This window comes from Marinithermofilum abyssi (assembly GCF_014641195.1).
Classification (GTDB): domain Bacteria; phylum Bacillota; class Bacilli; order Thermoactinomycetales; family DSM-45169; genus Marinithermofilum; species Marinithermofilum abyssi.
This window is the reverse complement of record NZ_BMHQ01000004.1, coordinates 57275-81742: the sequence shown is the minus strand read 5'-3', so window position 1 is coordinate 81742 and position 24468 is coordinate 57275. Positions and strand designations below refer to the sequence as shown.

The 24468-nt window shown below is 50.2% G+C and carries 20 protein-coding genes and 1 pseudogene; all 21 read right to left on the bottom strand.

Translation table 11 applies throughout. The annotated features are described in order from the left end of the window. Positions 1–79: 79 nt before the first annotated feature. Entirely contained in the window at positions 80–1543 is a 1464-nt protein-coding gene (locus IEW70_RS06625; RefSeq protein ID WP_373285925.1) for a CoA-acylating methylmalonate-semialdehyde dehydrogenase, read from the bottom strand. Between the two features lie 35 nt (positions 1544–1578). Further along, the gene (iolC, locus tag IEW70_RS06620; protein ID WP_188647150.1) at positions 1579–2532 is read right to left on the bottom strand and encodes a 5-dehydro-2-deoxygluconokinase; all 954 of its coding nucleotides are present in this window, start codon (positions 2530–2532) and stop codon (positions 1579–1581) included. Then, complete coding sequence (locus IEW70_RS06615; protein ID WP_188647149.1) at positions 2532–3449, bottom strand: Cgl0159 family (beta/alpha)8-fold protein; 918 nt, start codon at positions 3447–3449, stop codon at positions 2532–2534. Before IEW70_RS06615 ends, iolC begins: the two co-directional genes overlap by 1 nt. Before the next feature lie 166 nt (positions 3450–3615). Beyond that, positions 3616–4452 (bottom strand): 5-deoxy-glucuronate isomerase, encoded by an 837-nt coding sequence (iolB, locus tag IEW70_RS06610; protein ID WP_188647148.1) that lies wholly within the window; start codon positions 4450–4452, stop codon positions 3616–3618. 16 nt (positions 4453–4468) lie between these two features. Continuing rightward, positions 4469–5410, bottom strand: coding sequence for a myo-inosose-2 dehydratase (gene iolE, locus IEW70_RS06605; protein WP_188647147.1), 942 nt, complete (start codon positions 5408–5410; stop codon positions 4469–4471). A 93-nt stretch (positions 5411–5503) separates the two neighbouring features. After that, complete coding sequence (iolD, locus tag IEW70_RS06600) at positions 5504–7438, bottom strand: 3D-(3,5/4)-trihydroxycyclohexane-1,2-dione acylhydrolase (decyclizing) (RefSeq protein WP_188647146.1); 1935 nt, start codon at positions 7436–7438, stop codon at positions 5504–5506. Between the two features lie 56 nt (positions 7439–7494). After that, a complete protein-coding gene (locus IEW70_RS06595) occupies positions 7495–8331 on the bottom strand; it encodes a sugar phosphate isomerase/epimerase family protein (protein ID WP_188647145.1) in 837 nt (278 codons plus the stop codon). 24 nt (positions 8332–8355) lie between these two features. Then, positions 8356–9360, bottom strand: a complete 1005-nt coding sequence (locus tag IEW70_RS06590; protein WP_188647144.1) for an ABC transporter permease — start codon at positions 9358–9360, stop codon at positions 8356–8358. A 29-nt stretch (positions 9361–9389) separates the two neighbouring features. Continuing rightward, positions 9390–10853 carry a sugar ABC transporter ATP-binding protein gene (locus tag IEW70_RS06585; protein ID WP_373285939.1) on the bottom strand — a complete coding sequence of 488 codons (1464 nt, stop codon included), beginning with the start codon at positions 10851–10853 and terminating at the stop codon, positions 9390–9392. 95 nt (positions 10854–10948) lie between these two features. Next, positions 10949–11938, bottom strand: coding sequence for a sugar ABC transporter substrate-binding protein (locus IEW70_RS06580; protein WP_188647142.1), 990 nt, complete (start codon positions 11936–11938; stop codon positions 10949–10951). Positions 11939–12020: 82 nt separating this feature from the next. Continuing rightward, on the bottom strand, positions 12021–13172 hold the full coding sequence (locus IEW70_RS06575) for a Gfo/Idh/MocA family protein (protein WP_188647331.1): 1152 nt from the start codon (positions 13170–13172) through the stop codon (positions 12021–12023). Positions 13173–13267: 95 nt separating this feature from the next. Further along, a complete protein-coding gene (locus tag IEW70_RS06570; protein WP_229751859.1) occupies positions 13268–14281 on the bottom strand; it encodes a Gfo/Idh/MocA family protein in 1014 nt (337 codons plus the stop codon). 171 nt (positions 14282–14452) lie between these two features. After that, positions 14453–15463 (bottom strand): LacI family DNA-binding transcriptional regulator, encoded by a 1011-nt coding sequence (locus IEW70_RS06565; protein WP_188647141.1) that lies wholly within the window; start codon positions 15461–15463, stop codon positions 14453–14455. 111 nt (positions 15464–15574) lie between these two features. Further along, entirely contained in the window at positions 15575–16591 is a 1017-nt protein-coding gene (gene iolG / locus IEW70_RS06560) for an inositol 2-dehydrogenase (protein ID WP_188647140.1), read from the bottom strand. A gap of 70 nt (positions 16592–16661) precedes the next feature. Next, positions 16662–17116, bottom strand: a pseudogene (locus IEW70_RS06555) (aldehyde dehydrogenase family protein); the annotation flags it as partial. Positions 17117–18074: 958 nt separating this feature from the next. Next, positions 18075–19484, bottom strand: a complete 1410-nt coding sequence (locus IEW70_RS06550; RefSeq protein WP_188647139.1) for a cobyrinic acid a,c-diamide synthase CobB — start codon at positions 19482–19484, stop codon at positions 18075–18077. Continuing rightward, entirely contained in the window at positions 19481–20590 is a 1110-nt protein-coding gene (locus IEW70_RS06545) for a cobalt-precorrin 5A hydrolase (protein WP_188647138.1), read from the bottom strand. The genes IEW70_RS06550 and IEW70_RS06545 overlap by 4 nt, the downstream gene beginning before the upstream one ends. Continuing rightward, a complete protein-coding gene (gene cobM, locus IEW70_RS06540) occupies positions 20587–21384 on the bottom strand; it encodes a precorrin-4 C(11)-methyltransferase (RefSeq protein WP_188647137.1) in 798 nt (265 codons plus the stop codon). The genes IEW70_RS06545 and cobM overlap by 4 nt, the downstream gene beginning before the upstream one ends. After that, positions 21381–22115 carry a precorrin-2 C(20)-methyltransferase gene (gene cobI, locus IEW70_RS06535; protein WP_188647136.1) on the bottom strand — a complete coding sequence of 245 codons (735 nt, stop codon included), beginning with the start codon at positions 22113–22115 and terminating at the stop codon, positions 21381–21383. The genes cobM and cobI overlap by 4 nt, the downstream gene beginning before the upstream one ends. Then, positions 22112–23353: a precorrin-6y C5,15-methyltransferase (decarboxylating) subunit CbiE gene (gene cbiE / locus IEW70_RS06530; RefSeq protein WP_188647135.1), complete on the bottom strand. Its 1242-nt coding sequence runs from the start codon at positions 23351–23353 to the stop codon at positions 22112–22114. Before cbiE ends, cobI begins: the two co-directional genes overlap by 4 nt. After that, the gene (locus tag IEW70_RS06525; protein WP_188647134.1) at positions 23319–24455 is read right to left on the bottom strand and encodes a cobalt-precorrin-5B (C(1))-methyltransferase; all 1137 of its coding nucleotides are present in this window, start codon (positions 24453–24455) and stop codon (positions 23319–23321) included. The genes cbiE and IEW70_RS06525 overlap by 35 nt, the downstream gene beginning before the upstream one ends. Between the last annotated feature and the right edge of the window lie 13 nt (positions 24456–24468).

Here is a 24468-nt window from a genome sequence, read left to right as displayed (position 1 = left end):
ACAACAAGCTCCCTCAGAAAATCCGAGGGAGCTTGTTGTTATACCCTATTCATATCAGCCAATGAAGCTTCGGTATACATCAATAACGTGCCGTCACCATCTTCTTACGGGTGTAGAACTCCACCCCGTCCCGGCCGTTGGCATGAAGGTCCCCGTAGAAGGAGTCCTTCCATCCGGAGAAGGGGAAGAATGCCATGGGAGCGGGGACGCCGACGTTGACGCCCAGCATGCCGGCATTAGCCTCCTCCCTGAACTGGCGCACCGCTCTGGCGCTGTCGGTGTAGATGCACATGCCATTGGCGAAGCGGGAGCGATTGGCGATTTCAATGGCCTCGGTCAGGTCCTTGGCCCGTACCACCGACAGGACCGGGGCGAAGATTTCGTCCTCCCAGATCTTCATGCCGGGCTTGACATTGTCGAAGATCGTGGGACCGACGAACCAGCCGTCTTCGGGAAGGTCGTCTATCCGGCCGTCCCGGACCAGTCGGGCCCCTTCTTTCATCCCGGTCTCGATGTAGCCCAGGGTCCGCTCTTTGTGTGTGTCCCGGATCACCGGGCCGAGAAAGACTTCTTCCTCCAGACCGTTGCCGATCTTGATCCCATCCGAGGCTTTCACCAGCCGGTCGACCAGATCGTCAGCGATGTCGCCGACGGCTACTACGACAGAACAGGCCATGCACCGTTCCCCGGCGGAACCGAAAGCGGCGTTGACGATCTCTTTGACCGCCGTATCCAGATCCGTGTCAGGCATCACCACGGAATGGTTTTTGGCGCCGGCCAGGGCCTGGACCCGCTTGCCGTTAGCAGAAGCGTTTTTGTATACGTACTCCGCCACGGGCTGGGAGCCGACAAAGGAAACGGCCTTAATCTCCGGATGTTCCAGGATGCCGTTTACCACATCATGGGCGCCGTGGACCACGTTGAGCACCCCGTCAGGAAGACCCGCCTCAGTGAAGAGCTCCGCCAGTCGATTGGCGGAAAGGGGGGCCCGCTCCGAAGGCTTCATGACAAAGGTGTTGCCGCAGGCGATTGCCAGGGGGAACATCCAGCAGGGCACCATCATCGGAAAGTTGAATGGTGTAATCCCCCCGACCACACCGACGGGATAGCGATACATCCCGGATTCAATGCCGGTGGCGATGTCCGGCAACTGGTTCCCCATCATCAGGGTGGGAGCGCCGGCGGCAAACTCCACACATTCGATGCCCCGTTGCACTTCTCCAAAAGCTTCCTTGATGCTCTTGCCGTTTTCCATGGTGATCAGACGGGCCAGCTCTTCTTTGTGCTCGATCAAAAGTTGTTGGTACTTGAACAGGATCCGGGCCCGTTTCGGAACCGGCGTCTTCCGCCAGGTACGGAAGGCTTCCGCGGCAGTTTCCACCGCACGGGCTAGATCCTCCTTCGTCGAGAGTGGGACGGTTCCGAGAGATTCTCCGGTGGCCGGGTTGGGAACTTCCAGTCGGTTTTCGGAGGAGGAATCCACCCAGGCTCCCCCCACATAGTTTTTCAGTACCTTCACTTGGATCGGTACAGTCATATCCATTCCTCCTTATGATCTATTCATGGAACCGTGCGGATTCACTCCCGTTGGGCGGAACCGCCCATGATCTCCTCCACTTCGGAGCGGGTCGGCATCGCTTCGGAACAACTGTGGCGGCTAACCACGATCGCCCCCGCGGTGGCGGCGAACTCTACCCGTTTCCGGGCCGGCCATCCCTGCAGCAGGCCATAGGTGTAGGCGGCGCCGAAGCCGTCCCCGGCGCCGAGGGTGTTCAGCACCTCGACGGAGACCGGCGGGACGCGAAACTCCCCTTCCTCCCCGTAATAGAGAACGCCGTCACCGCCCCGCTTCGCCACCACTTCCGTCACGCCGAGGGAGCGGAGGACTCGGGCTGACTCAGCAGGTTGGTCGGATTGACCGGCAAAGGCGAGCTCCGGCTCGTTGGCCAGCACCACATCCGCCATCCGGAGCGCCGCCCGGTAATAAACCCGTGCCTCCTCTTCCCCCGACCAGAACATCGGCCGCCAGTCCAGGTCCAGCACATTCAGCCCGCCGGAAGCGCGGTTGGCCTCCAGGGCGGCCAATGTCGCCTCCCGACCCGGAGACTGGGAAAGGACCGTACAGGAAACCGTCAACACCCTGGATTTCCCCAACGCGTCGAAGTCGATGTCTTCCAGGGATACGTGGGCGTCGGCACAGGGCTTACGGTAAAAGAGCACGTCGGAGTCCGCGGGCGGGAACAGGGCGGCGAACGCCAGCCCGGTCGGGTACCGGGGATCGGTCTTCACCATCCCGGTATCCACCCCCTCTTCCCGCAGTTTTTCGGAGAGAAACGTACCGAACTCATCGTTTCCCACCCGACTAATTAATCCCGCCTTCGCCCCGAGGCGGGCGAGGCCCACCGCCGTGTTACCCGCCGATCCCCCCAGGTACTTTTGAAAGGAGCGGACATTCCTGAGGGGAGTCTGGATTTCATTGGCGTACAGATCAACAATCACCCGGCCCATACTGTATACTTCAGCAGTACCCATCAGACGACCTCCTTCGCCGTTTTTCCGTGGATTACTTCCGCCAGGCGGGCGGCCACGGTTTCAGGCGCCTCCCCGTCCTCGGGGAACAGCACCCCGCGTCCGATCATCAGGCCCCTCACATGGGGACCCGCTTCCATACAGCGGCGAACATCCTTCAGCAATTCCTCCGTCCGTCCCGGCTTCCCGCCCCCGAGCAGCACGATCGGGCAGGTGGTGGCCTGAGCCACCCGGTCGAACTCTGCGGTCATGGGCAGCTTCAGCCATCGGCCCTCCGTGGTGCGGCCCAGTCCCGTGGCCACCCCCACCAGACGCACCATTTCGTCGGAGCTGCGCGGGATGGAAAGCGGCTCGAGAAACTGGGGCAATCCCTGGTCCGCCAACGCGTTCAGGGCGTCGTTGCAATACCCGAGAGTTCGGGCGCAATCGCGGGTCCCCGGATCCAGCCGCAAGAGAAGCTTGCCCCCATCCAGACCCATCCGTTCGATCTCCTCCGCCGTGTAGGCGGTGACGAAGTCGTCCAGCTCAAAAGCGGTGCCGGCAAGGCCGCCACGGTTCATGGATCCGATCAGCACCTTGCCGTCCAGTAAATCCGGACCTCCCTTTTCCGTCACCCATTCGTTTATCAAAAACAGTTCGTCGAACAAATCCGGCGTCGCCAGCAGGCCGTCGATGCCGGGCTGCATCAGGACGGAGGCGATCCGATGAAGGAGTTCTCCCCGGTCCGCCATCGCCCAGAGGTCTCCGCCCCCGCCCGTTTCCCGCCGGGCCGGGTGGTCCGCCGCCAAGATCACCAACTTCTCCTTTTGCCATCCGTCCCTTCTCTTCCTGCGTGCCGCTAGTTGTCGAGGACGTTTGGGGTTTTGGAGACGCTGCTCCAGAATAATGGATACCCAATCTTCTCGTTCCAATCTGTTCATGCCGGACTCAGCTCCTTTCCGTAATGATGGTGAAACGAGGGTCTATACTTTTCCTATTTTGAACGTCTTTTGAGAGCGATGTGTTCGAAATCGCGAACGATTTGGAAAACGATCGATCGGGATAAACCCATTGGTTTTCAGCGTTAAGTCAAATGATTCATCGTATTTACCCTTTCTGCGAAAACTGTTTCGTTGCCAGTTTCCTTTCCATAACCCACTCATGATCCGGGTCATTATGAAACTTCCACGTACGGACCGGTCCCGCCATGACGTTCAAATAATAGATTTCATACCCAGGCGGCGCCGAAACGGGGTGGTACCCTTTAGGGACCCATACGGCATCCCCGTTTTTAACGATCATCGTCTCATCCAGAGAACGGTCGTCCGTGTAGACTCTTTGTACAGCGAACCCATGATCGGGATTCACTCTGTGATAATACGTTTCTTCCAAATAGGATTCATGGGGCAAATGATCCTGATCATGCTTGTGCGGAGGGTAACTGGACCAATTCCCTTCTGGTGTAAACACCTCTACCACAAGCAAGCTGTCTGCAGGTTTTTGTTCAGGAAGAATGTTATGAATCCTTCTTTCGATGTTTCCCGCTCCTCTCATCTCAACACCGACGTCTTCAGGAGCTATCAATCGAGCAGGATGCGTTCCCTTTCCTGGAGCTGAACAGACAGCCAATTCTAGATCCGTCACAGCCTCTACTTCATAAAAATCCCCTGTTGGGATATAGACGGAATAAGGGGGGGTTTTTTCGAAAACATTCATTCGTTGTCCAATGTTTTCCCACTTTTCATTTTGGGTGGTGATATGGGATTTGCCTGCCAAAAGAACGACACAAACTTCCTGATCTCCGGTTTCCCTTTTTAAGGTTTGCCCTTCCTGCAAGGCATACACTTCGAATCCCACATACTTCCAACCAGCAGATTCGGGGGTCACACTCAAAACCTTGCCTTCTTCATTCGGTTTACGGCTGGGAACGATTAATTTACTCAAGTGTTTTCCTCCCTTCTTACCTTTGGTTCAAAGCTTGAATGGACATGATGGTAGAATCGATATAATCCTTCGCCATCTTCGCATATTTATATGGATGGGCCACAGCCGGATCCTGTTCCGCTTCTACAATCCACCAACCATCGTAGCCTCTTTCAATTAGTTCCTTGAAGATCGGTTTAAAATCAATGCAGCCCTCTTTATCTCCTGGTACAGTAAACAGCCCTTTCACTACCGCCGTACGGAAATCAATATACTCTTTCCTGACATACTCCAAAACATCGCGGCGGACATCTTTCAAATGGACATATTTTATCCGGTCTTCATATTTTTCCAACAGCTCCAGCGGATCATAGCCTCCGTACAGGGCATGCCCCGTATCATACAATAAATGCACCAAACTGGGATCGGTCAACGCCATCAAGCGGTCGATCTCTTCAGCAGTTTCTACGACAGTGCCGGCATGGGAATGATAGACCAGTTGCATTTCGTGTTCTTGACATATGTGGGCCGCCCGGTGCAGACCCTCCACCAGGGATTCCCATTCGCTATTCGTTAGCTTTTGGATCGTCATATCTTCTTGGGAACGCCGAGGATCCCAATGCATCGAGCCTCCCATTTCGCACACAATCACATACTCACAACCCATTTTCTTCAGGTATTTGACCCATTCACTAAAGGATTGCAGCTCTTCTTCCAGACGACTCGCATCGGAAAACAATGTCCCCACGAATTTACTCGCAAGCTGTATTCCGTACTCGTCTAATTTGGCCTTCAGAGATGGAGGATCCTGCATGAACAGGCGTCCCATTTCGGTGGAAATATAACCAATAGAGGCCATTTCGGATAACACCTGATCTTGTGTATAGTGGTCGCCGAGACCAGGAATATCATCATTGACCCAACTGATCGGGGCGATTCCGATCCGGAAGTGATTGTTTTTCGTTTGATTCATTTCCATTTCACACCCTTATTCCGGATTAGATTCTTGTTTTTTATCTGCTCCTCTATCGAGGACAGATATTTATCACTTTTTTCGAGGGGGATCTGCCAATCAATATTTTCTTGCCTTTTTCAGGTGGATCTCTTTATTCTGGTAGGCTTCCCTAACCTTCGGATTGTCGGAAACAGCCGCGATACCAACATGCCACCATGATTCGTAACCGCCCGTCATCGTTTTGGGCAGAACTTTAATATCGATCAACGTAGACACCGTTTGTTTTTTTGCGTCTTCGATGGCAGCCCGCAATTCTTCCAGGGTGCTCGCCTTATATGTTTTCACCCCGTATCCCGCAGCACTTTGGGCAAAATCCATTTTTATTAAACCGCCATCCAATTGACCGGTCTCAGGATTCCGATACCGGAATTCCGTTCCGAAGCTGCCCATGCCATTCTCCATCTGGAGGTTGTTGATGCATCCGAAAGAGGCGTTATCAAACAGCAGCACATTGACTTTTTTCCCTTCTTGGATGCTGGTTACCAATTCGGAATGTAGCATGAGATAGCTACCATCACCCACCATGGCATAAACCTCTTTGTCTGGCTCCGCCAATTTTACACCAAGGGCTCCGGATATTTCATATCCCATGCAGGAGTAACCGTATTCCATATGGTAGGTGTTCGGTCGACGGGACTCCCACATTCTCTGCAGGTCTCCGGGAAGGCTTCCCGCAGCCCCGATAATGATGGCATCCTCATCAATCAGTTTGTTTATTTGCCCGATCACTTCGGTTTGTGTCAGGCATGAATGATAGGTTTCAACGAATTCGGGCAGCACTTCATCCAGATGACCCGCGACTTCGGGTTTAAATCTTTCATCCTTGTATCGAACTTGATGAAGACGGTTAAGCTCGGCTTTCCATGCATCTTTGGCCGATTCAATTTCACGGGTGTAACCTGAACGGTATGCGATCTTTTCCAATTCCAACTCCAAAGCGGTAAGGGCCAATTTGGCGTCGGCCACGATCTTGACTGCATCGAGCTTGTTTGCATGGTATTCGGACACGTTGATGGTTAAAAAATCTACTTCAGGATTTTGAAACAATTGTTTGGATGCCGTCGTAAAGTCCGAATATCGGGTACCGACCCCGATTACTAAATCGGCCTCTTTCGCAATGAGGTTCGCTGCTAGGTTTCCGGTTACCCCGATCCCTCCCAGATTGTAGGCATGGAAACTTTCAATCGCGCTTTTTCCAGCTTGGGTTTCACCGTAAGGGATGTTAAACTTCTTAGCAAAACGTTTTAACGAGTCGGCTGCTTCGGAGTAACGAACACCTCCACCGCATAGGATGATGGGCTTTTTCTTTCCTTTTATCAGTTCCACCGCATCTCTCAGATCCGACTCGGTCGGTACGCGGCGTTCAATCCGGTGTACACGTTTTTTGAAGAAATACTCAGGAAAGTCATACACCTCTCCTTGAACATCTTGTGGAAGGGCAATGGTTACTGCCCCTGTATCTGCCGGATCAGTGAGAACTCGCATGGCATTGATCATGGCTGTCATCAATTGTTCCGGGCGGTTAACCCGATCCCAATATTTGCTGACCGCTCGGAATGCATCATTCGTTGTCAGCGTTAAATCGTGGGTATGCTCAATTTGCTGAAGAACAGGATCTGGCTGTCTTGTAGCAAAAGTATCTCCGGGAAGGAGTAGTACCGGAATGTTATTAGCGGAAGCCGTCGCTGCGGCCGTCACCATATTGGCCGCTCCCGGACCGACAGAGGACGTGCATGCCATGATTTGTTTTCGGTGCTTTTGCTTTGCGAATGCCACCGCTGCATGGGCCATACCTTGCTCATTTCTTCCTTGGTAAACTTCCATATCTCCCGGATCTTCTTCCAACGCTTGGCCAAGACCCAGTACATTCCCATGGCCAAAAATGGTGAAGATCCCTTTTACGAATTTCTCCTCCTCTCCATCGAATTCCACATACTGCTGATTCAAAAATTTAATCAACGCTTGAGCCGTTGTTAATCGGATCGTTTTCATTCTTTCGTTTTCCACCTTTCTGTCGGCCTTAAGCGCTTCACTTTCTGTTTAAAAAATTATCCTACTTCAAAATATTTTCTTACCATTTTCTCCGTCGTTTCTTTTGCCACTTTGATGATTTGTTCGACCTCCCATTCCCAATATTCCGGGCGGAATAATTCGATAGACACCATTTCCCGATAGCCAATTCCTTTTAAAGTGCCCAAGATGGATTCCAGTTTAATCGCTCCTTCTCCCGGCCATACTCTGTGATGATCCCGCAATGAGCCAACAGGGAGATCTTCGCAATCATCGATATGAAACACAAAGATTTTATTTGGGTCTGCCTTCTCGAGATCTTCCATATTGGAGTTCATGGCGTGAAAGTGAAAGCAATCCAGAACCAAACCCATATCATCCCGGTTTACTTCTTCTACAATTTCATAAGCTTGACCAAAGGTATTGACTGAACAATTGGGATATCCGCAGAACTCCAAGGCTAATTTTACGCCATGGGGTTGAGCCAGATCTGCCAGTTCATTTAGAACCCTGACGGTTTCTTCTTTTATCTGTGAATAGGTGTAGTCTCCTACGTCAAAGGTCGGGACGACAACGATTTTTTTGCAGTCAATTGTTTCACCCATCTCACATAAGAATTTCAGGTCTTCTCTGATTTGATGGTAACCTGCATCATCTCTGAAATTGATAAATTCCAGGGCATTGAAGGCATACGGCTTAATCCTGCTCGTATCGAAAAAGGTCTTAAGATCCTTTACCGTATTTTCCACTAAATAGTCATTTAACTTATCCAATCGGATTTCTATGAAATCATATCCATGCTTTTCACAAAGCTCCAGATCCCTTTTGAGAGTGGAGTGTTTCATCGTCGTCGCTTGATTAAATGCTATCTTCATAAAAACTCCCCTACCCGATTCGCTTTAGGATTTTTTATTTTTCCGGGAATCGATAAGAACAGCGGTCACAATAATCGCTCCTTTCAGGATTTGCTGCCAGTACGAGGATACGTTTAATAAATCCAGACCATTATTTAGAACACCGATGATCAAAGCGCCAATCATCGTGCCCGGGATGGTCCCGATTCCCCCGGTTAAGCTTGTGCCGCCAATAACAGCCGCAGCGATCGCATCCAATTCATACATAACCCCCATACTTGGCTGACCCACACTGATTCTGGCCGTCAACATCAGACCGGCAATCGCTGTCAATAAGCCGGCATAGGTATAAACCAGAATCAGATGCCGATCGACATTAATCCCGCAAATTCTTGCCGCTTGTTCATTTCCTCCGATTGCATATGTGTATTTACCGAATTTTGTATTGCTCAGCAACAGATGCGAGATGATCCCCACTACCAGAAATACAATAATTGGAAACGGGATACCGAGTATCTCTCCTGCTCCAATGAAAAGAAAGGAGTCAGACAAATTTCCAATCGGTCTTCCATCACTGTATAGCAAGGCCAAACCCCTGGCTGCCGTCATCATCCCCAAGGTGGCAATGAATGGAGGTATCATCCCTTTTGCCGTAATTGTACCGTTAATCAGACCCGTAAGTGCACCAACGCCAACTCCGATCGCAAGCGGAACAAACAAAGAATGCTCACCGGGATGGGCAAAATCTGCAGCAACTACGGATATCAAAGCAATCACCGAACCCGAAGACAGGTCGATTCCTTTGGTAATAATGACAAACGTCACACCCATTGCGACAATACCGATAAAAGAAACTTGACGTACGACGTTGATAAGGTTTAAAACATTGAAGAAATAAGGTGTCAGGAAGGACATCAGCGTAACCATGCCAAGGAAAATGATGAATATTCCATAGCGACTGAATATCTCGGACACCTTCTCTTTCCATCCGGTTTGATAGCGATCGCTAAGAATGGTCGGTTTCTTTGCGATGGTTTCTTGACTTTCCATCCTTGATCCCCCTTTTTGCCGGTTTTCGCTTATTGATACGCAACTTCCAGGATTTTTTCCTGAGTGGCTTCTTCTCTGCTTAATTCACCCTTTTGATTCCCCTCGTGCATCACCAAAACTCTGTCACTCATCCCTAAAATCTCCGGCATTTCAGAGGAAACCATGATGATGGCTTTTCCTTCTTGGGCCAATTTAGAGATGAGTTTGTGTATTTCTGCTTTTGCCCCTACATCGACCCCTCTTGTCGGTTCATCCAAAATGAGCAAATCTGGGTCGTTGAGTAACCATCTGGCCAATAAGACCTTCTGCTGGTTTCCTCCGCTTAAATTCATGATCAGCTGATTTAAATTTGGAGTCTTAATATTTAACCGTTTTACCTGTGCATCACATGTCTTCTTAACTAAACGACTTTTAATATATCCAAAATTTACAAAATTTTCTAAACTGGAAATAATCATATTTTCCTTAACGGAAAGCGGGAGAAAAGCACCGGTTAGCTTACGGTCTTCGGTTAGTAACCCGATTTTGTTCCGAATCGCGCCTGAGGGTGATTGGATGCTTACTCTTTTGCCGTGGAGATAAATTTCACCTGAAGTAGGAGGTGCGATGCCGAAAATACTTTCAATGAGTTCTGTCCGTCCGGACCCCATTAATCCCGCTATTCCTAGAATCTCCCCCTTCCTCACCTCAAAACTAACGTTGTTGAATTTTCCTTTTCGGGACAGATTCTTAACGGATAATACGACCTCTTTCACCTCGGCCTTCTCCTTGTGGAAAACTTGCTTGATTTCCCTCCCCACCATCATCTGTATCAATGAGTCCTGGTTCAATTCATGGGCTGGTTTGGTTCCTATATATTGACCGTCTCTCAACACGGTAATCTCATCACAAATCTTAAAAACTTCATCCATTTTATGGGATATATAGATGATGGAGACACCTTTTTTCTTCAGCGAGCGAATGATTTTGAACAAATGCTCAACTTCTTTTTCAGTAATGGCTGAAGTGGGCTCATCCATAATAATCAGATTCGCATGGTGGGATACAGCCGCGGCAATTTCTACCATTTGCATGTTCGCGATGCTCAGATCCTTCATCTTTGTAGTCGGATCGATAGAAATATTCAGGGTTTCAAACAACTTTTTCGTATTCTCTATTAATTTCTTTTTGTTCACCCACCCGGATTTTCCATAAACCGGTTCCCTGCCCAAGAATATATTTTCGGCGACCGTCATGTATGGGACCGGGCTTAACTCTTGATGGATCATCGAAATTCCATTGTTCAACGCATCTTTGGGCCCCGACAATTTTAATTCTTTCCCGTTGAATTTAATCGTCCCACTGCCGCTGTAAATTCCAAAGAGAATCTTCATTAAAGTGGATTTCCCCGCCCCATTCTCACCCATCAATGCATGAACGGTTCCTTTTTTGACCTTCAGCTGTATATTGTCCAGAGCTTTTACACCGGGAAATTCTTTGGTGATATTCTCCATCTCCAAAATATATTCAGCCCCCACCTCATCCCCACCTCCAGTTTTTTGATGAGGGGCCACTTACGGAAAGCTGAGCGGCTACCCCAGATTTAATTTTAGTTGTTGTTGTATTCCTTCCATTTCTTAACGTATTTTTCTACATTTTCTTTTGTAATTAACTCGTATGGTACCCATACCATTTTGTTGTCCAGTTTTTGACCCTTTGCGAGTTTAACTGCTGTTTCAATTGCTCCCTGACCTTGTTTCACCGGATCTTGGAACACGGAAACATCTAAATCTCCAGACTGAACATATTTAAGAGCATCCGTTGTGCCGTCAATACCCGCAACAAGGGTATCATCGAGTTTTCCCGCAGATTTCAATGCATTGATCGCTCCAATGGCCATCTCATCGTTATTTGCCACAACGGCGTCAATTTTGTCACCTGATTGAATCCAGTTCTCCATCAACTGGATAGCTTCCGCTCTTTGATACTTGGCAGTTCCTTCACGCACTACTTTCATATCCGGGTGCTTTTTGATCACATCCTTATTTCCTTCCGTTCTCTTCACTTGGGATTCTGAACCCAGTTCACCGGTCATAATTGCCACATTACCCTTTCCACCCAACAATTTCGCCACTTTTTCCATTTGCATGGTCCCACTCTGAATCGATTCAGATCCTACATAGGCGTCGACTTTATCCAGAACATCCTGCGTTGGCATTCTATTGACGACAATCACTGGTATGTTCGCTTTTTTTGCTGCATCCACCATCGGTTCCACGGCACTTGTATCAACAGGGGTAATGATAATGGCGTCTACTCCTTTAACAACCAACGTTTCCACTTGGGTTAATTGTTTAACGGAATCGTTTTTAGCATCCACCATTTGAACTTCGACATTACCGTGTTTCGCGTCATAATCATTGATGGCATCGTATAGGTAAGTCAGCCACTTGTCATCGAATACAGGCATTGCTGCACCAATGACGATCTTATGATCTTTACCTCTTGCATTACTGGATTGACTTACACCACAACCCGATAGTAAGCCAATCATTAAAACCGAGATCATGAGCCAACTGAATATTTTTTGTGCTTTCATTTTGAGCCCCTCCTTTTTTTGAAGCGCTTACCGTCGAAAGGCAAGGGATATCCAGGAGCCCTGATTACCTCACTTTTTCACCTTAACTTAATACATGTACCTTTTCCGAAACTCCAACCCAGCTTCGCGTTTGAACGGATTCTTCCACCGCTTCTAGCACAGCCTGGTTTTTTACCCCGTCTTCAAAGTTCGGTTGCGGACTGTATCCTTGGGAAATGCCGTTCATTAACTCCGAAACGATGTTAATAAACGTATGTTCATAACCGAGAATATGTCCTGACGGCCAATACGATCCGGCATAAGGATGTTCTTCTTCGGTACAGTTGATGGTTCGAAAACCTTGCAACCCCGGTTCATCATCCGCCAGATAGACTTGTAAATTGTTCAAATTCTCCATGTCCCAACGAAGTGATCCTTTTTCCCCATTGATCTCGAAACGATTTCCCGCTCGATTTCCTCTGCTGAACCGCGACGATTCAAAGGTACCCAGAGCCCCGTTCTCAAAGTGGGCCAAAAACGCGGTAGCATCGTCTACGGTCACTTCTCCCCGCTGATCACTTTCGATTCGCCCTTTCAAATTGTCTGTCATGGAACCAAGCGGACGTTTCTTGATGAAGGTTTCCATCATTCCCACCACTTCACTGAACTCTCCGACCAAGAATCTTGCCAGGTCAATAATATGAGCCCCCAGATCGCCGAGGGTCCCACCTCCTGATACTTCCTTCCGCAGACGCCAGATGAGGGGGAAATCGGGATCCATCAACCAGTCTTGCAGGAAAGTGGCCCGGATGTGATAAATCTTGCCCAGTCTACCTTCTTCGATTAATTTTTTGGCGAATTGCACCGCCGGGGAGAAACGGTAATTATGGCATACCATATGAGTGACGCCGGCTTTCTTGACAGCCTCTAACATTTGTTTTGCTTGATCCAAAGACAGGGCCAAAGGCTTTTCACAAAACACGTGTTTACCGGCTTCAGCGGCGGCTATTACGATTTCAGCGTGTGTATTGTTCGGTGTCACGATATCGATCAAATCGATATCCTCTCTCTCAATCAAACGGCGCCAATCGGTTTCCCAGGATGCCCAGCCCATTTTGTCGGCCGCAGCTTTGACCCCTTCTTCATCCCGGCCTGCAACCGCTTGGAGAACCGGAATCGTATCGGAATCAAAATAGAACGGAAAATCACGGTAAGCGTGAGAATGGGCTCTTCCCATCAACCTGTAACCAACCATTCCAACCCGAATCTGTTTTTTTGATTTCAATATTCACCCGTTCCTTTCACACAAATTGGAATCCAAAAAATGAAGCGCTTAAATTAAATGTGCTGTTAAACTCTTTGTCTAAAATCGATATGTTTTCCTGTTTTAGCGCTTTCATAAATGGCTTCCAGCAATTGAACCGAGCGGAATCCGTCCTCCGCTGTCACAGGAGGTTTGGTCCCCTGGACAACAGCATCAATGAATAAACGATCTTCCTCTGCATACCCCCACTTATCCTCTACAGCCAGTTGGTAATAGTCGTTGATCTGTGCTGTTTGGTTCAATCCGGGGGAAACCATCACCTTCTCCAATTCTTGTGTTGCGATTGTTGAATGTTTTCCATAAACCTCCAAACTCTCAAAGGGAAAACTCCATCCAGCGTGGGCATAGGTAACAAAGTTAGCAATCGTTCCCGATTCAAATGTAAGCATAATCGCAAACGTATCCAGTTCCGACTCTGAGATATTTTGTCTTGCTTCGCAATAAACGGTTTGTACTTCCCCAAATAAATAACGGCTCAGATCCATGAGATGGAAAGGGGTTTCATAAAGAAACCCACCTGTGACCTGCGGATCGGAAGTCCAAGCAGGGTTCAGTAACTCTCCCCGGTTCATCTTTATATGGGCTAAGTATGGCGTAAGCTCCCCTGAAACGATCAATTCCTTCACTCTTTTGTAAACCGAAGCATAGCGGCGATTCATCCCCAAATTGTATACAGCTTTCGATGTTGCCGCTGCCTCTTTGATTTGCTCCGCTTCTGCCAACGAGGTGGCCATCGGTTTCTCCGAAAACACATGAATGTTATTTTCCAGACACTTCAGTACGGGTTCCACATGCAAAGTATTGGGGGTGGTTACATATACCGCATTCACACCGAGATCAAATAAATCTTCTATACTTCTAACGGCTTTGGCATTTCCCACTTCACTCGCCAAGGCAGTTGCTCTTTCTTCGGAAATATCCGCTATACCAACGATTTTAACTCTTTCATCTTTTTTCAGGATCGAGGTGTGTACCTTAGCAATCCCGCCCGCTCCCAATATTCCGATTTTTATTTCAGTCATTATTCCACCCTCTCCCAATGTTCAGTTAATTTTGGACATATGGGTCAGAAAAAAGAACTTCCGATATTAAGCGCTTACATTTCTGATTTTTTAAGCGCTTAATTCAAGTGTACTAATAAATCGGGAAAAATCAATAGATACTTTTGGCATTACCGGTGATGAATTGTTTTGATTGAACGGTTCTCCATTCTAAACCTTGTTTTTCAAACGACACACACCGGTTGATTTTCGTATAATCAGACGCGGCAGCATGATAATCCGTTGTTTTGTTTTGCTCTTCCCTTCGATCTCTTCAATGAGAAAATCGACAACCCGGGAGCACATATCATGGATCGGCTGTTCAACCGTTGTTAAAGGGGGGTCGCTGCTCCGGGACAAGAGGGTATTGTCAAAGCCGACGATGGAAAGATCATAGGGAATGCTTAATTTTCTTTCCCGCGCAGCAAAAATGGAAGCTATCGCCAATATGTCATTGCAGGCAAATATTGCGGTTGGCGGTTCGGAAATATCCAACAATTCCCCTGCCAGACGTTTCCCATCTTCCCAACTCGAATCACTTGTGACAATCATGCTTTCATCAATTTCAAGTCCTTTGTCCCGCAGCGCCTGCTTGTATCCGCGAATGCGTTCCTGACTGCTGGTGACGTCTTCCGCAATGACTGCTATTTTTTCATGGCCAAGAGAGATCAGATGGGAAGTTACTTCATACCCTCCGGCAAAATCATCGACTTTTACGCTGTTGACCGATATAGAAGAGTGCGATTCAGCAAGAAGTACAACTGGAATGTTTTCCTGAAGCAATTCTTTAATAACCTCTACATTTTTAAAGCCACCGGCCAAAATGAAACCATCCACGCTCTTTTGTCTTAACAGCGAGGTGTAAAGCGCTTCTTTTTTCGTGTCAAAATCAGTGCTGCAAATCACAAGATTAAACCCGCGTTCATGTGCACGGTCTTCTACCCTGCGAGCCATTTCTGCAACGAAAGGGTTTGCCAGGTCGGGTAGCAGGAATCCTATCGTGGATGTTCTTTTCCCAGTCAATGCTGATGCCAGAACGCTTGGTTTGTAATTAAGTTCTTTCATTGCTTTTAAAACTTTTTCTTTGGATTTCTTCCCGACTTTTTGGTTATTCATCACGTAAGAAACAGTGGCTATTGAAACACCCGCTTTTTTTGCCACGTCATAGATGGTCGGTTTCATTTGATCAAACGCCTTCTTTCCCTACCGTATAAAACTGTTTGCCCTGGTTCGTTAAGCGCTTAAAATAAGCTTACCAATGCAATGTAAAAAAGTCAATGGAGCCCTTTTGGATCAAGAATGGATGGCCTCTAATTGGATCGTTGTTCCTTTCTGATATGATTGGGTAGCTGCCACGGAAATATTGAGAGCAATCTTTCCGTCGTATTCATCGACCAAAGGTTTTTGGTTGTTTCTTAAGCATTCGATAAAGGATGCCATTTCAAGAAGGTAAGCATCCAGAAACTGAGATGGAAAATCAGGAATGATGTCATGGGTACAACCCTTTTTCGTAAGGATTTTTATATCATGATGTTGGAGGGAGCCGATTTGAATCGATCCTTCCGTACCAATAATCTCCGCTCTGATATCATAACCGTATGCCGCATTGCGACTGGCTTCTACATCGGCCGCCGCTCCGGAATCAAACGTTAAATAGGTCAATGCCTGGTCTACATCATTGAATTCCGCCACGTATTGGTTATGAACCACACTCCCAAGTGCTGTGACCGATGTAACTTCCGCGCCTAAAAAGAAACGCGCCGTATCGTAATCATGAATGGAAAAATCCAAGTACAGTCCGCCACTGTGTTTAATGAATTCCGGCGGCGGTGTATTTCCGTCCCTGGTGATCCCTTTGAAATATATCGGTTTTCCGATGTCTCCCGCTTCAATTCTTTTTTTGGCCTCCACATAAGCCGGATCAAATCTTCTCATGAATCCAACCTGACAAAATACATGATTGTTTCGGATAGCTTCGATTACCTCATCCGCTTCTTGCAACGTTTGAGTGATCGGTTTTTCAACAAAAATGTGTTTCCCATTGGCAGCGGCTTTTTTGATCATTTCAGCGTGTGTACTTGTAGGGGTGACAATGGCGACAGCGTCGATATCAGGATTCTCAAACACATCATTTGGGTTTCGGGACCATTTCGGCACTCCCAGTTCCTGTGCGACTTGTTCAGCTCTGCCTTCTAATGGATCCACCACTGCCACCAACTCTGCACCCTTCACCCTTTGGGAAAGATTTTCGGCATGCCAGTACCCCAATCTGCCTAACCCGAGAACTCCACAACGGATTTTTTTAGACATCAAAACACAACCTTTCATTTGCTCTGATTATTTTTAAAACTACGGGGATTACATACCCCACTGAATTGGGTTAGAGGTTCATTACAACCACTTTCTCTCTTGTCATGGATTCGATGCTTTTCCGGACACCTTGAACTCCCATTCCAGAACTTTTCACTCCCAGAAACGGAAAATGATCCGGCCCCCGTTCCGTTCTCCCATTCAACTTCCCACTTCCAATTGGGATGAAATCCTGAAAGCCTTTTCAAAATTTCTTGTGTATGTTGGCTTGCAATCCATATTCCGACTCATTTGTTTTCGCGTATGATAGGAAGAACAGGACCAAACAGCTCTTCCCACGCAATCTTGTGTTTTTGAACATGATCCAGAATTGTTGAACAAATAAATTTCCTTCTCTTTTATTCCCTGTGACTAAAGAGGCTCCCTTTGTTAAGCATCCTTGATTAAACCATGAACAAAATCAACTGATTTCGTATCAATTAATGGAGTGATATCAGCATCGTTCTCCGGAAAACCAAAGGTAATCATCTGCAACGGTATCCATCACCCACGCCTCTTTCCTTATGGGATCACCTCCGTTCTAACCTTTATGATCAAAAGCGCCTAATCTTTTGGTTATCCAAGTATGATAAGCAAGGAGCGAGCTTTACCGATTCGATTTTTTTAAGCGCTTCACTTTTTGCTATTATAAATCACTATTTCGCGAATGACAATAGTGAAAAATATTCGGTTTTTAACTGATGCTGGCCAATTATTCGGTGTTAGGGATTTACTGCTTCCCAGCGAAATGAACCGTTTTGACAAATTCAGTACTCCGATTATTAAGCGCTTAAATTTTTGGGTGTGACAAAGACATTGGGGCCATTTGCAATACCGATCCATACAAAATAAACGGACCTTTGAAAGGTGCGTGAAGTCAATGACAAAACCCTGCACCAAAAGGCGACAGGGCTTTGTTCCTTCCGGAAACAGAGTTTGGCCTTCCGCCGATTCGGGATGAAGGAGATATTCCAAACCTGGTATCAACACTAGCCACTAAACCGGACGCATTTGTCAGCGGTGACAAGTATGTTCAGACACCAGAAGGTCGTGAATGTCTACCGTTTTACACCCCGGCCGAGTTCATGCAGCGATTGGGGTCGGATCACGTAGTTACTCCATAACTTAAACCATGAAAAACCACTGATCGACAAACCACATGAACAAAAAAATAGGATCATAAAGATAAGACACCCGCATCCAAAACAGCTACAACCTTCCTTAGGAGTGCAATACATGTTTCTGGACCGAATGAGCACGGCATGACAGCCTCCTCTGCTAGGTCTAACAGGTACTCTGTTCCTCTCCGGAAGTGAAAAACAACGTTTCAGAGATATATTCTACCTTTGTCATCAGCCTCAGCGGCCGGTAATTCCCGGCCGCCCTCTTCTTGACAAGTTCTATCCAGACGAAACAGAATCACTTCGCTTGGAGTGCTGTTCCTTCAACGTATCTGGTTGCAACGGGTCACATGGTACTGTCGGCAGGTCTCCACCCATCGCTCAGCCATCGACGGATTGGAAGCAAAGTGAAGGTGCGTATATCCGGCCAACAAGTTGCCCGCAACAACCCCTTCCTTCTTTTTTCCTCTCCGGCCCTTGACTTCATACGCATGGGCAGGGTCCGCCTCGTTCCAGAAGAGTGTGGAATAGTGAAACTCATGTCCGCGTGCTGTCTCCCCTTTTTTCAGCAATACGGTATCGGACAGAGCACGAACTTCCCGATACCCCAAAGCAGCCAGCCGCTTTTGCATCCGAACCCGGGCAGGGATCACACCCACCATGGGAAATGCTTCTCCCTCACCAGTCACAATCTCTTCGCAAAGATACATATACCCGCCGCATTCGGCATAGGTGGGCAACCCTTCACCCATTCGTTGCCGGAAAGATTCTTTGACCGCTGTGTCCCCAGCCAATTCCTTTACAAACTCTTCGGGAAAACCGCCGCCGATCATCAGTCCGTCTGCCTCTTCGGGTACCGCTTCTCCCTCCAACGGACGGAAAAACTGAAGCTTGGCGCCGTAATGCTCCAACAGCTCCAGGTTTTCGGGATAATAAAAGTTGAAAGCCGCATCTCGCGCCACGGCGATAACTGGAGCATTCCCTTTGTGTGAACGGGCACTGAAAAGGGAGAAAGCCGGCTTTTCAAGTGCCGGTGCTTGAGATGCCAGTTTTTCCAGAGAATCCAAATCGACCGTTTTTTCCACGGCGTCCGCCAAGCGTCCAAACAAGGAGTCCAGCTCTCCCCGTTCCATAGCCGGAATGAGGCCCAGATGCCGTTCAGGAATGGACAGCGTTTCATCCCGACCCAGCCAACCGACCACTGGAACGCCGCACTCCTGTTCAATGGCCGCCTTGGCGAGTTGGTAGTGCCCTTCACTTCCCGCCCGGTTCAGAATCACCCCCGCGATCCGCACTCGGGGTTGCAGGTGCTGATACCCCAGCACCACAGCGGCAGCACTCCGGGCCATGCTGTGGATGTTCACCACCAGAACCACGGGACTCTCCAAACGCATCGCAATGTCTGCGGTACTGCCTTCGTCACTGAGGGGATTTTTGCCGTCGTACATCCCCATAACCCCCTCTATGATGGACAAGTCGGCTTCCTCGCTCCCCCGAAGGAAGGTTTCGACCATCCGGTCCGGCGATATCATCCAGGTATCCAGATTACGGGAAGGACGACCGGTGACGGCGGTGTGATAACTGGGATCAATATAATCCGGCCCTACTTTGAACCCCTGCACCTGATGGTCGCGCCGGGTGAAAGCAGCCAACAATCCCAAAGTCAGCGTGGTTTTGCCGACACCGCTGCCGGTTCCGGCAATCACCAGACGGGGACGGTGCACCTGGGTCATCGAACCGCCTCCTCTTTTGCTCCGTGCTCCACCAGGGCAATGGAAATGGTGACATTGCCGGATTTCTTTTTCTCCAGTAGCGGCTCCCGGCTCCCGGCGGAAAGCAGAGCGGCGGGTTCGCTCACTCCATAGGCACCGGTATACTGATATACCGTTTCCGAGGGGTTTTTTAAGGGGACCGTATTCAACTCATCCGGGGTGTAAATCTCCAGGTCCCAACCGTACTTCTCCGCCAGGGAGAGCAGGCCCGGCTCATCCTTTTTTAAATGGATCGTCGCAAGATTCCGCACACTTTTCAGTGCCAGTCTCTCCTCTTTTAAGGTAGTGAGCACCACCTCTTCGATCTCTTCCATCGATGTTCCCCGGTTGCATCCGATCCCCAGTACAATCACTTTGGGCCGGTAAAGAACACCGTTGGAGAGAAACCGCTCCTCCTCTTCCGGGGTCAACAACCGGTGCGTAACGACCAGCGCCGCCTGAAAAGAGAGATTCCACGCCTCTTCCGTGGACCGGCAGACACGGATATGGGATGGAAGCGGTCTTTGGTAGGGCCACCATCCCGTCTCTCCCGACTCCTGTATGAGAACCACCGGCTCCTCATTTACCACGGCGGCACTGACGGGGGTCGCCCGGTCAAAACTCTCAATCTCCCAGCCGAAAGAACGACCGAACAAATCCACCGGGATCGTCTGTTGCACATCCGAAGCCGTGGTGATCACCGGTTTCGCCCCCAAGGCACCGGCTACCCGGCGGGTCAGTTCGTTGGCTCCCCCCAAATGGCCCGACAAGACGCTGATGGCGTGTTCCCCGCGGTCATCCACCACCACCACTGCGGGGTCCGTCTTTTTATCTTTCAAAATGGGAGCGATCATCCGCACGACGGCTCCCAGGGAGATAAAGAGGATGATGCCGTCGTATTGTTGGAACAGATCGGGCAGAATTTTGCGCACCGATCCGGAGAAAAGGGAAATCCTCCGCTCCTCTTCATCTCCCTGCCGGAATTTATCCATGTAGTACAACGAACTTGCAGGCAGTTTCTCCGCCAACTCTCTTCCCATTTCCACCCCGTGCTTGGTAATGGCCACAACAGCCACTCTTTCACTCATCGAACACCTGCCCCCTTCCGGTATCCATGGGTAAAGGTTTTATCATACAACTTGGAGCGCAGGGCATCTCCTTTTTCCCCGAGGTGCTCATCCAAAGCCCAACCGGCCAGGATCATGGCGTGGCTGCGGATGCCGTTTTGGCGCATATCTTCGTCCAACCGACTCAAGGTGGAACGGACAATGCGCTGATCCGGCCAGGTCGCCCGCTGAACCACTGCCACCGGCGTATCTTGGGACCACCCGGCTTCCAGCAGCTCCCGGACCACTTTTTTGGTCAGGGTGGCACTCAAAAAGAGAGCCAATGTCGCATGGTGGGCAGCCAAATCTTTCAGCTTTTCCTTTTCCGGGACCGGCGTTCTTCCTTCCGCACGGGTCAGGATCACCGTTTGGGTGAGTCCGGGAACCGTCAATTCCGCCCCCAGCACCGCGGCAGAGGCAAAGACGGAACTGACCCCGGGTACGATTTCAAAGGGGACGCCATGCTTTTTCAGCTGGACCATCTGTTCAAAAATGGCCCCGTACACCGCCGGGTCCCCGGTATGTATGCGGGCCACGCTTTTGCCCTGTTGCACATGGGTGACCATTGTTTCCACGATTTCTTCCAGGGCCATTCCCGCGCTTTTCAGGATCATCGCATCGGCCCGGGCGCGGGCGATCAGTTCCTCACTGACCAGGGAATCGGTATAGAGGATGACATCCGCCTCCCGCAAAATCCGTTCTCCTTTGAGCGTGATCAAGTCCGGATCCCCTGGTCCGGCACCGACAATATACACTTTCGCTTCGAGGTTGTTCATTTTCTCACCACCATTAATGTGAGATAGCCGGGATTTTGTCCCCGTAACTCGGTGACGTTCTTCCAGACAACTTCCTCGTCAGAGGTAACTTTGGTTGCCACCATGGCCTTGTCAATCAGGTCCAGTTCCTCGAGCAAGTCCAGGATCAGGTCCATCACTTTGGCTACCTTCAAAAAGACCACTGCATCATGATCCCGCAAAGCTTTTGCCATCCGCTCCCGTTCTTCCGTCGCGGGCACGATGGCTACCTGTTCATCTCCGTCGGCCAACGGCAGATCCAGACGGGAAGCGGCTCCGTTGATCGACGAAATCCCCGGCACCGAGGAGACTTCCACGGCCGGATATCGCTCCTTCAGCCGACGGCTCAGATGGATGAAGGTGCTGTACAAAAGGGGATCCCCTTCCGTCACAAAAGCCACGTCCTTGCCTTGGGAAAGGTGCTCCCAGACGGCATCCACCGCTTGATCCCACTCCCGTTCCAATACATCCCGGTCGCGGGTCATGGGGAAGATCAGCCCCAGCATCTCTTTTTCCACCGGGTTGACGTAGGTTTCGGCAATAGTGAGAGCGTAGCTTTTCCCACCCATACGTTTTTTTGGATAAGCGATGACCGGGGTTTCCTTCATCACGCGAAAAGCTTTCACCGTAATCAGCTCCGGATCCCCCGGACCCACACCCAGACCGTACAAGCGGCCAACGGGAGAAGTCGTTGCTTTTGCTTGTTCATTCATTCCTTTTCCCTCTCTTCTGTCGGTTTCCGGGTTCCGCAAATGATCCAGACCGGGTTGAACCCTTCCAGCCGGGTCAGGTTCAAGATCGGTTTGCTTCGCGCCGCTTGCACCATGGTGATACGGGATTCAAAACCCTCTTGCTGCAAGACTTCCCTCGTGCCGTTCAAGGTTTCCAGGGTAGCCGCGTTGACCACGATTCGCCCGTCTGCCTGAAGACGACGACAACAAAGGCGAAGCAATTCTGCCAATTCTCCCCCGCTTCCGCCGATAAACACCGCATCCGGGTCCGGCCATTTCTCCAACCCCGCTGGCGCTTTGGCGTGAAGCACCGGAAAATCCGCGCGAAACTTCACTTGGTTGGCGGTAATGTTGTCCAGATCCTCTTCGTTCTTTTCCACTGCAAACACTTTTCCGCGATAGGCGATTTTCGCAGCTTCCACAGCAACGGAACCGGAACCCGCCCCGATATCCCACACCACACTGTCGGGCTGAAGACGCAATTCGGAAAGACTGAGCACCCGGACCTCCCGCTTGGTGATCAGTCCTTTGTCCGGCTTCCTCTGAAAAAATTCAGCGTCCTCCATTCCGAGGGACCAGCGGGGCACCGCAGCCCCTGTTTTCCGCTTCAAAATCATGACGTTCAACGGGGAACATTCGGCTTCCGCCAACTCCTCCAACTCGTACCATCCGCACCGTTCATCCCGGCCGCCCAGGTTTTCGGCGATAAACGCCCGGTATTCCGTCATTTTGAACCGCAGCAGGTAAGCGGCAATGGCGGCAGGCGTATGGGTTCCGTCCGTCAGCAGGGCAACCTTTTCCTTACCGTCGATGCGCTGGGCCAACCCCTGAATGGATCGTCCATGGACGCTCTCCACATGGGCATCCTGCCAGCTTTCTCCCATGCGGGCAAAGGCCAGTTGAAGGGAACTGAGATGGGGATGAACCTCCACATGTTCCGCCCCCAACCGGCGGACGATCAAACCGGCCACACCGTAAAACAGAGGATCGCCGGAGGCCAGGACCGCCACACTTCGGGTGGCAGCCGCGTCGGCAATCCGTTCCAGCGCCTCCTTCAGGCCGCCTCGAAAAGGGATTTTTTCTCCCGGATGATCCGAAAAAAAAGCCAGCTGACGTTCTCCGCCTGCCAATACCTCCGTATCGTTGATCCATTGGCGGTACAAGGGAAACAGTCCTTCGGCACCATCATCTCCGATTCCGATCACTTTCACTTTGTTCATCGCACCATTCCGCCCTTCCCAGCAATTCTCCTTTCATCTTGACCAAAACCGTTTCCAGGCGGAGGCCGCCCTCCACATGCTGATGGGCCTGTTGGCAGACATACCGGCTCAAGGTGGAAAAATACGAGGGATATCCCGCCGCTTCCATCAGTTGGCCAGCATGGGTAGCGGTATTGGCTTCTTTTACTTTCTCCACCAACGACGAAGGTGCTCCCACTTCCTCCGCTACCCGCGCCAAAAATCCGAAATCCACCGGAGCGCTTTTGGAATGAACCATCATCACCCCTTGAGCCACCTTGGAGAATTTGCCCATCATTCCCACCAGGGTGACTTTTTCTGCCCCGTGGCGTTTGGCATGTTTCAAAGCAAATCCTACAAAGTCCCCCATCTGGATGAAGGCTTCCTCCGGCAACTCGGGGAACAGTTTCATCGCATGTTTTTCACTGCTCCCCCCGGTGGTCAGCACCAGATGCTTGCAGTTATTGGCTCGAGCTACTGAAATCGCCTGCACAACGCTGGCCCGATATGCGGCAGTGGAAAAGGGAACCACAATACCCCGGGTGCCCAGAATGGAGATTCCACCTACAATTCCGAGCCGGGCGTTCAGCGTTTTTTCGGCAATCTCTTCTCCCCCCGGCACAGAAATGACCACCCGAACCCCCCGTTCCTCTTCCAGCCCTTCCAAAACCTCTTCCACCGCCTGGCGGATCATCTTGCGGGGAACCGGATTGATCGCTGCCTCCCCCACGGGAACCGGAAGGCCCGGCTTGGTCACCCGGCCTACTCCCTCTCCCCCGTCCAGGTGAATTCCCTTTTCAGAAATCCAACGAACCGTGGAGGCAATTTCCGCCCCATGGGTGGCATCGGGGTCATCCCCGGCATCTTTGATCACACTGCAGGTTGCCGTACCGGGAGATTGGGCAGCTGTATGGATGTGAAAGGTGGCGGAACGGCCCACAGGCAGTTGTATATCTACTTTCGACGGAGCTTCCCCTGTGAGCAGGGTAAGAAGTGCCGCCTTGGTCGCGGCTGTGGCGCACGCACCCGTAGTATAGCCCTGGCGCATCTGTGAAGGATCTTTTTTCTCCGCCCGGTTTTTCATCTTATTCCCGCGT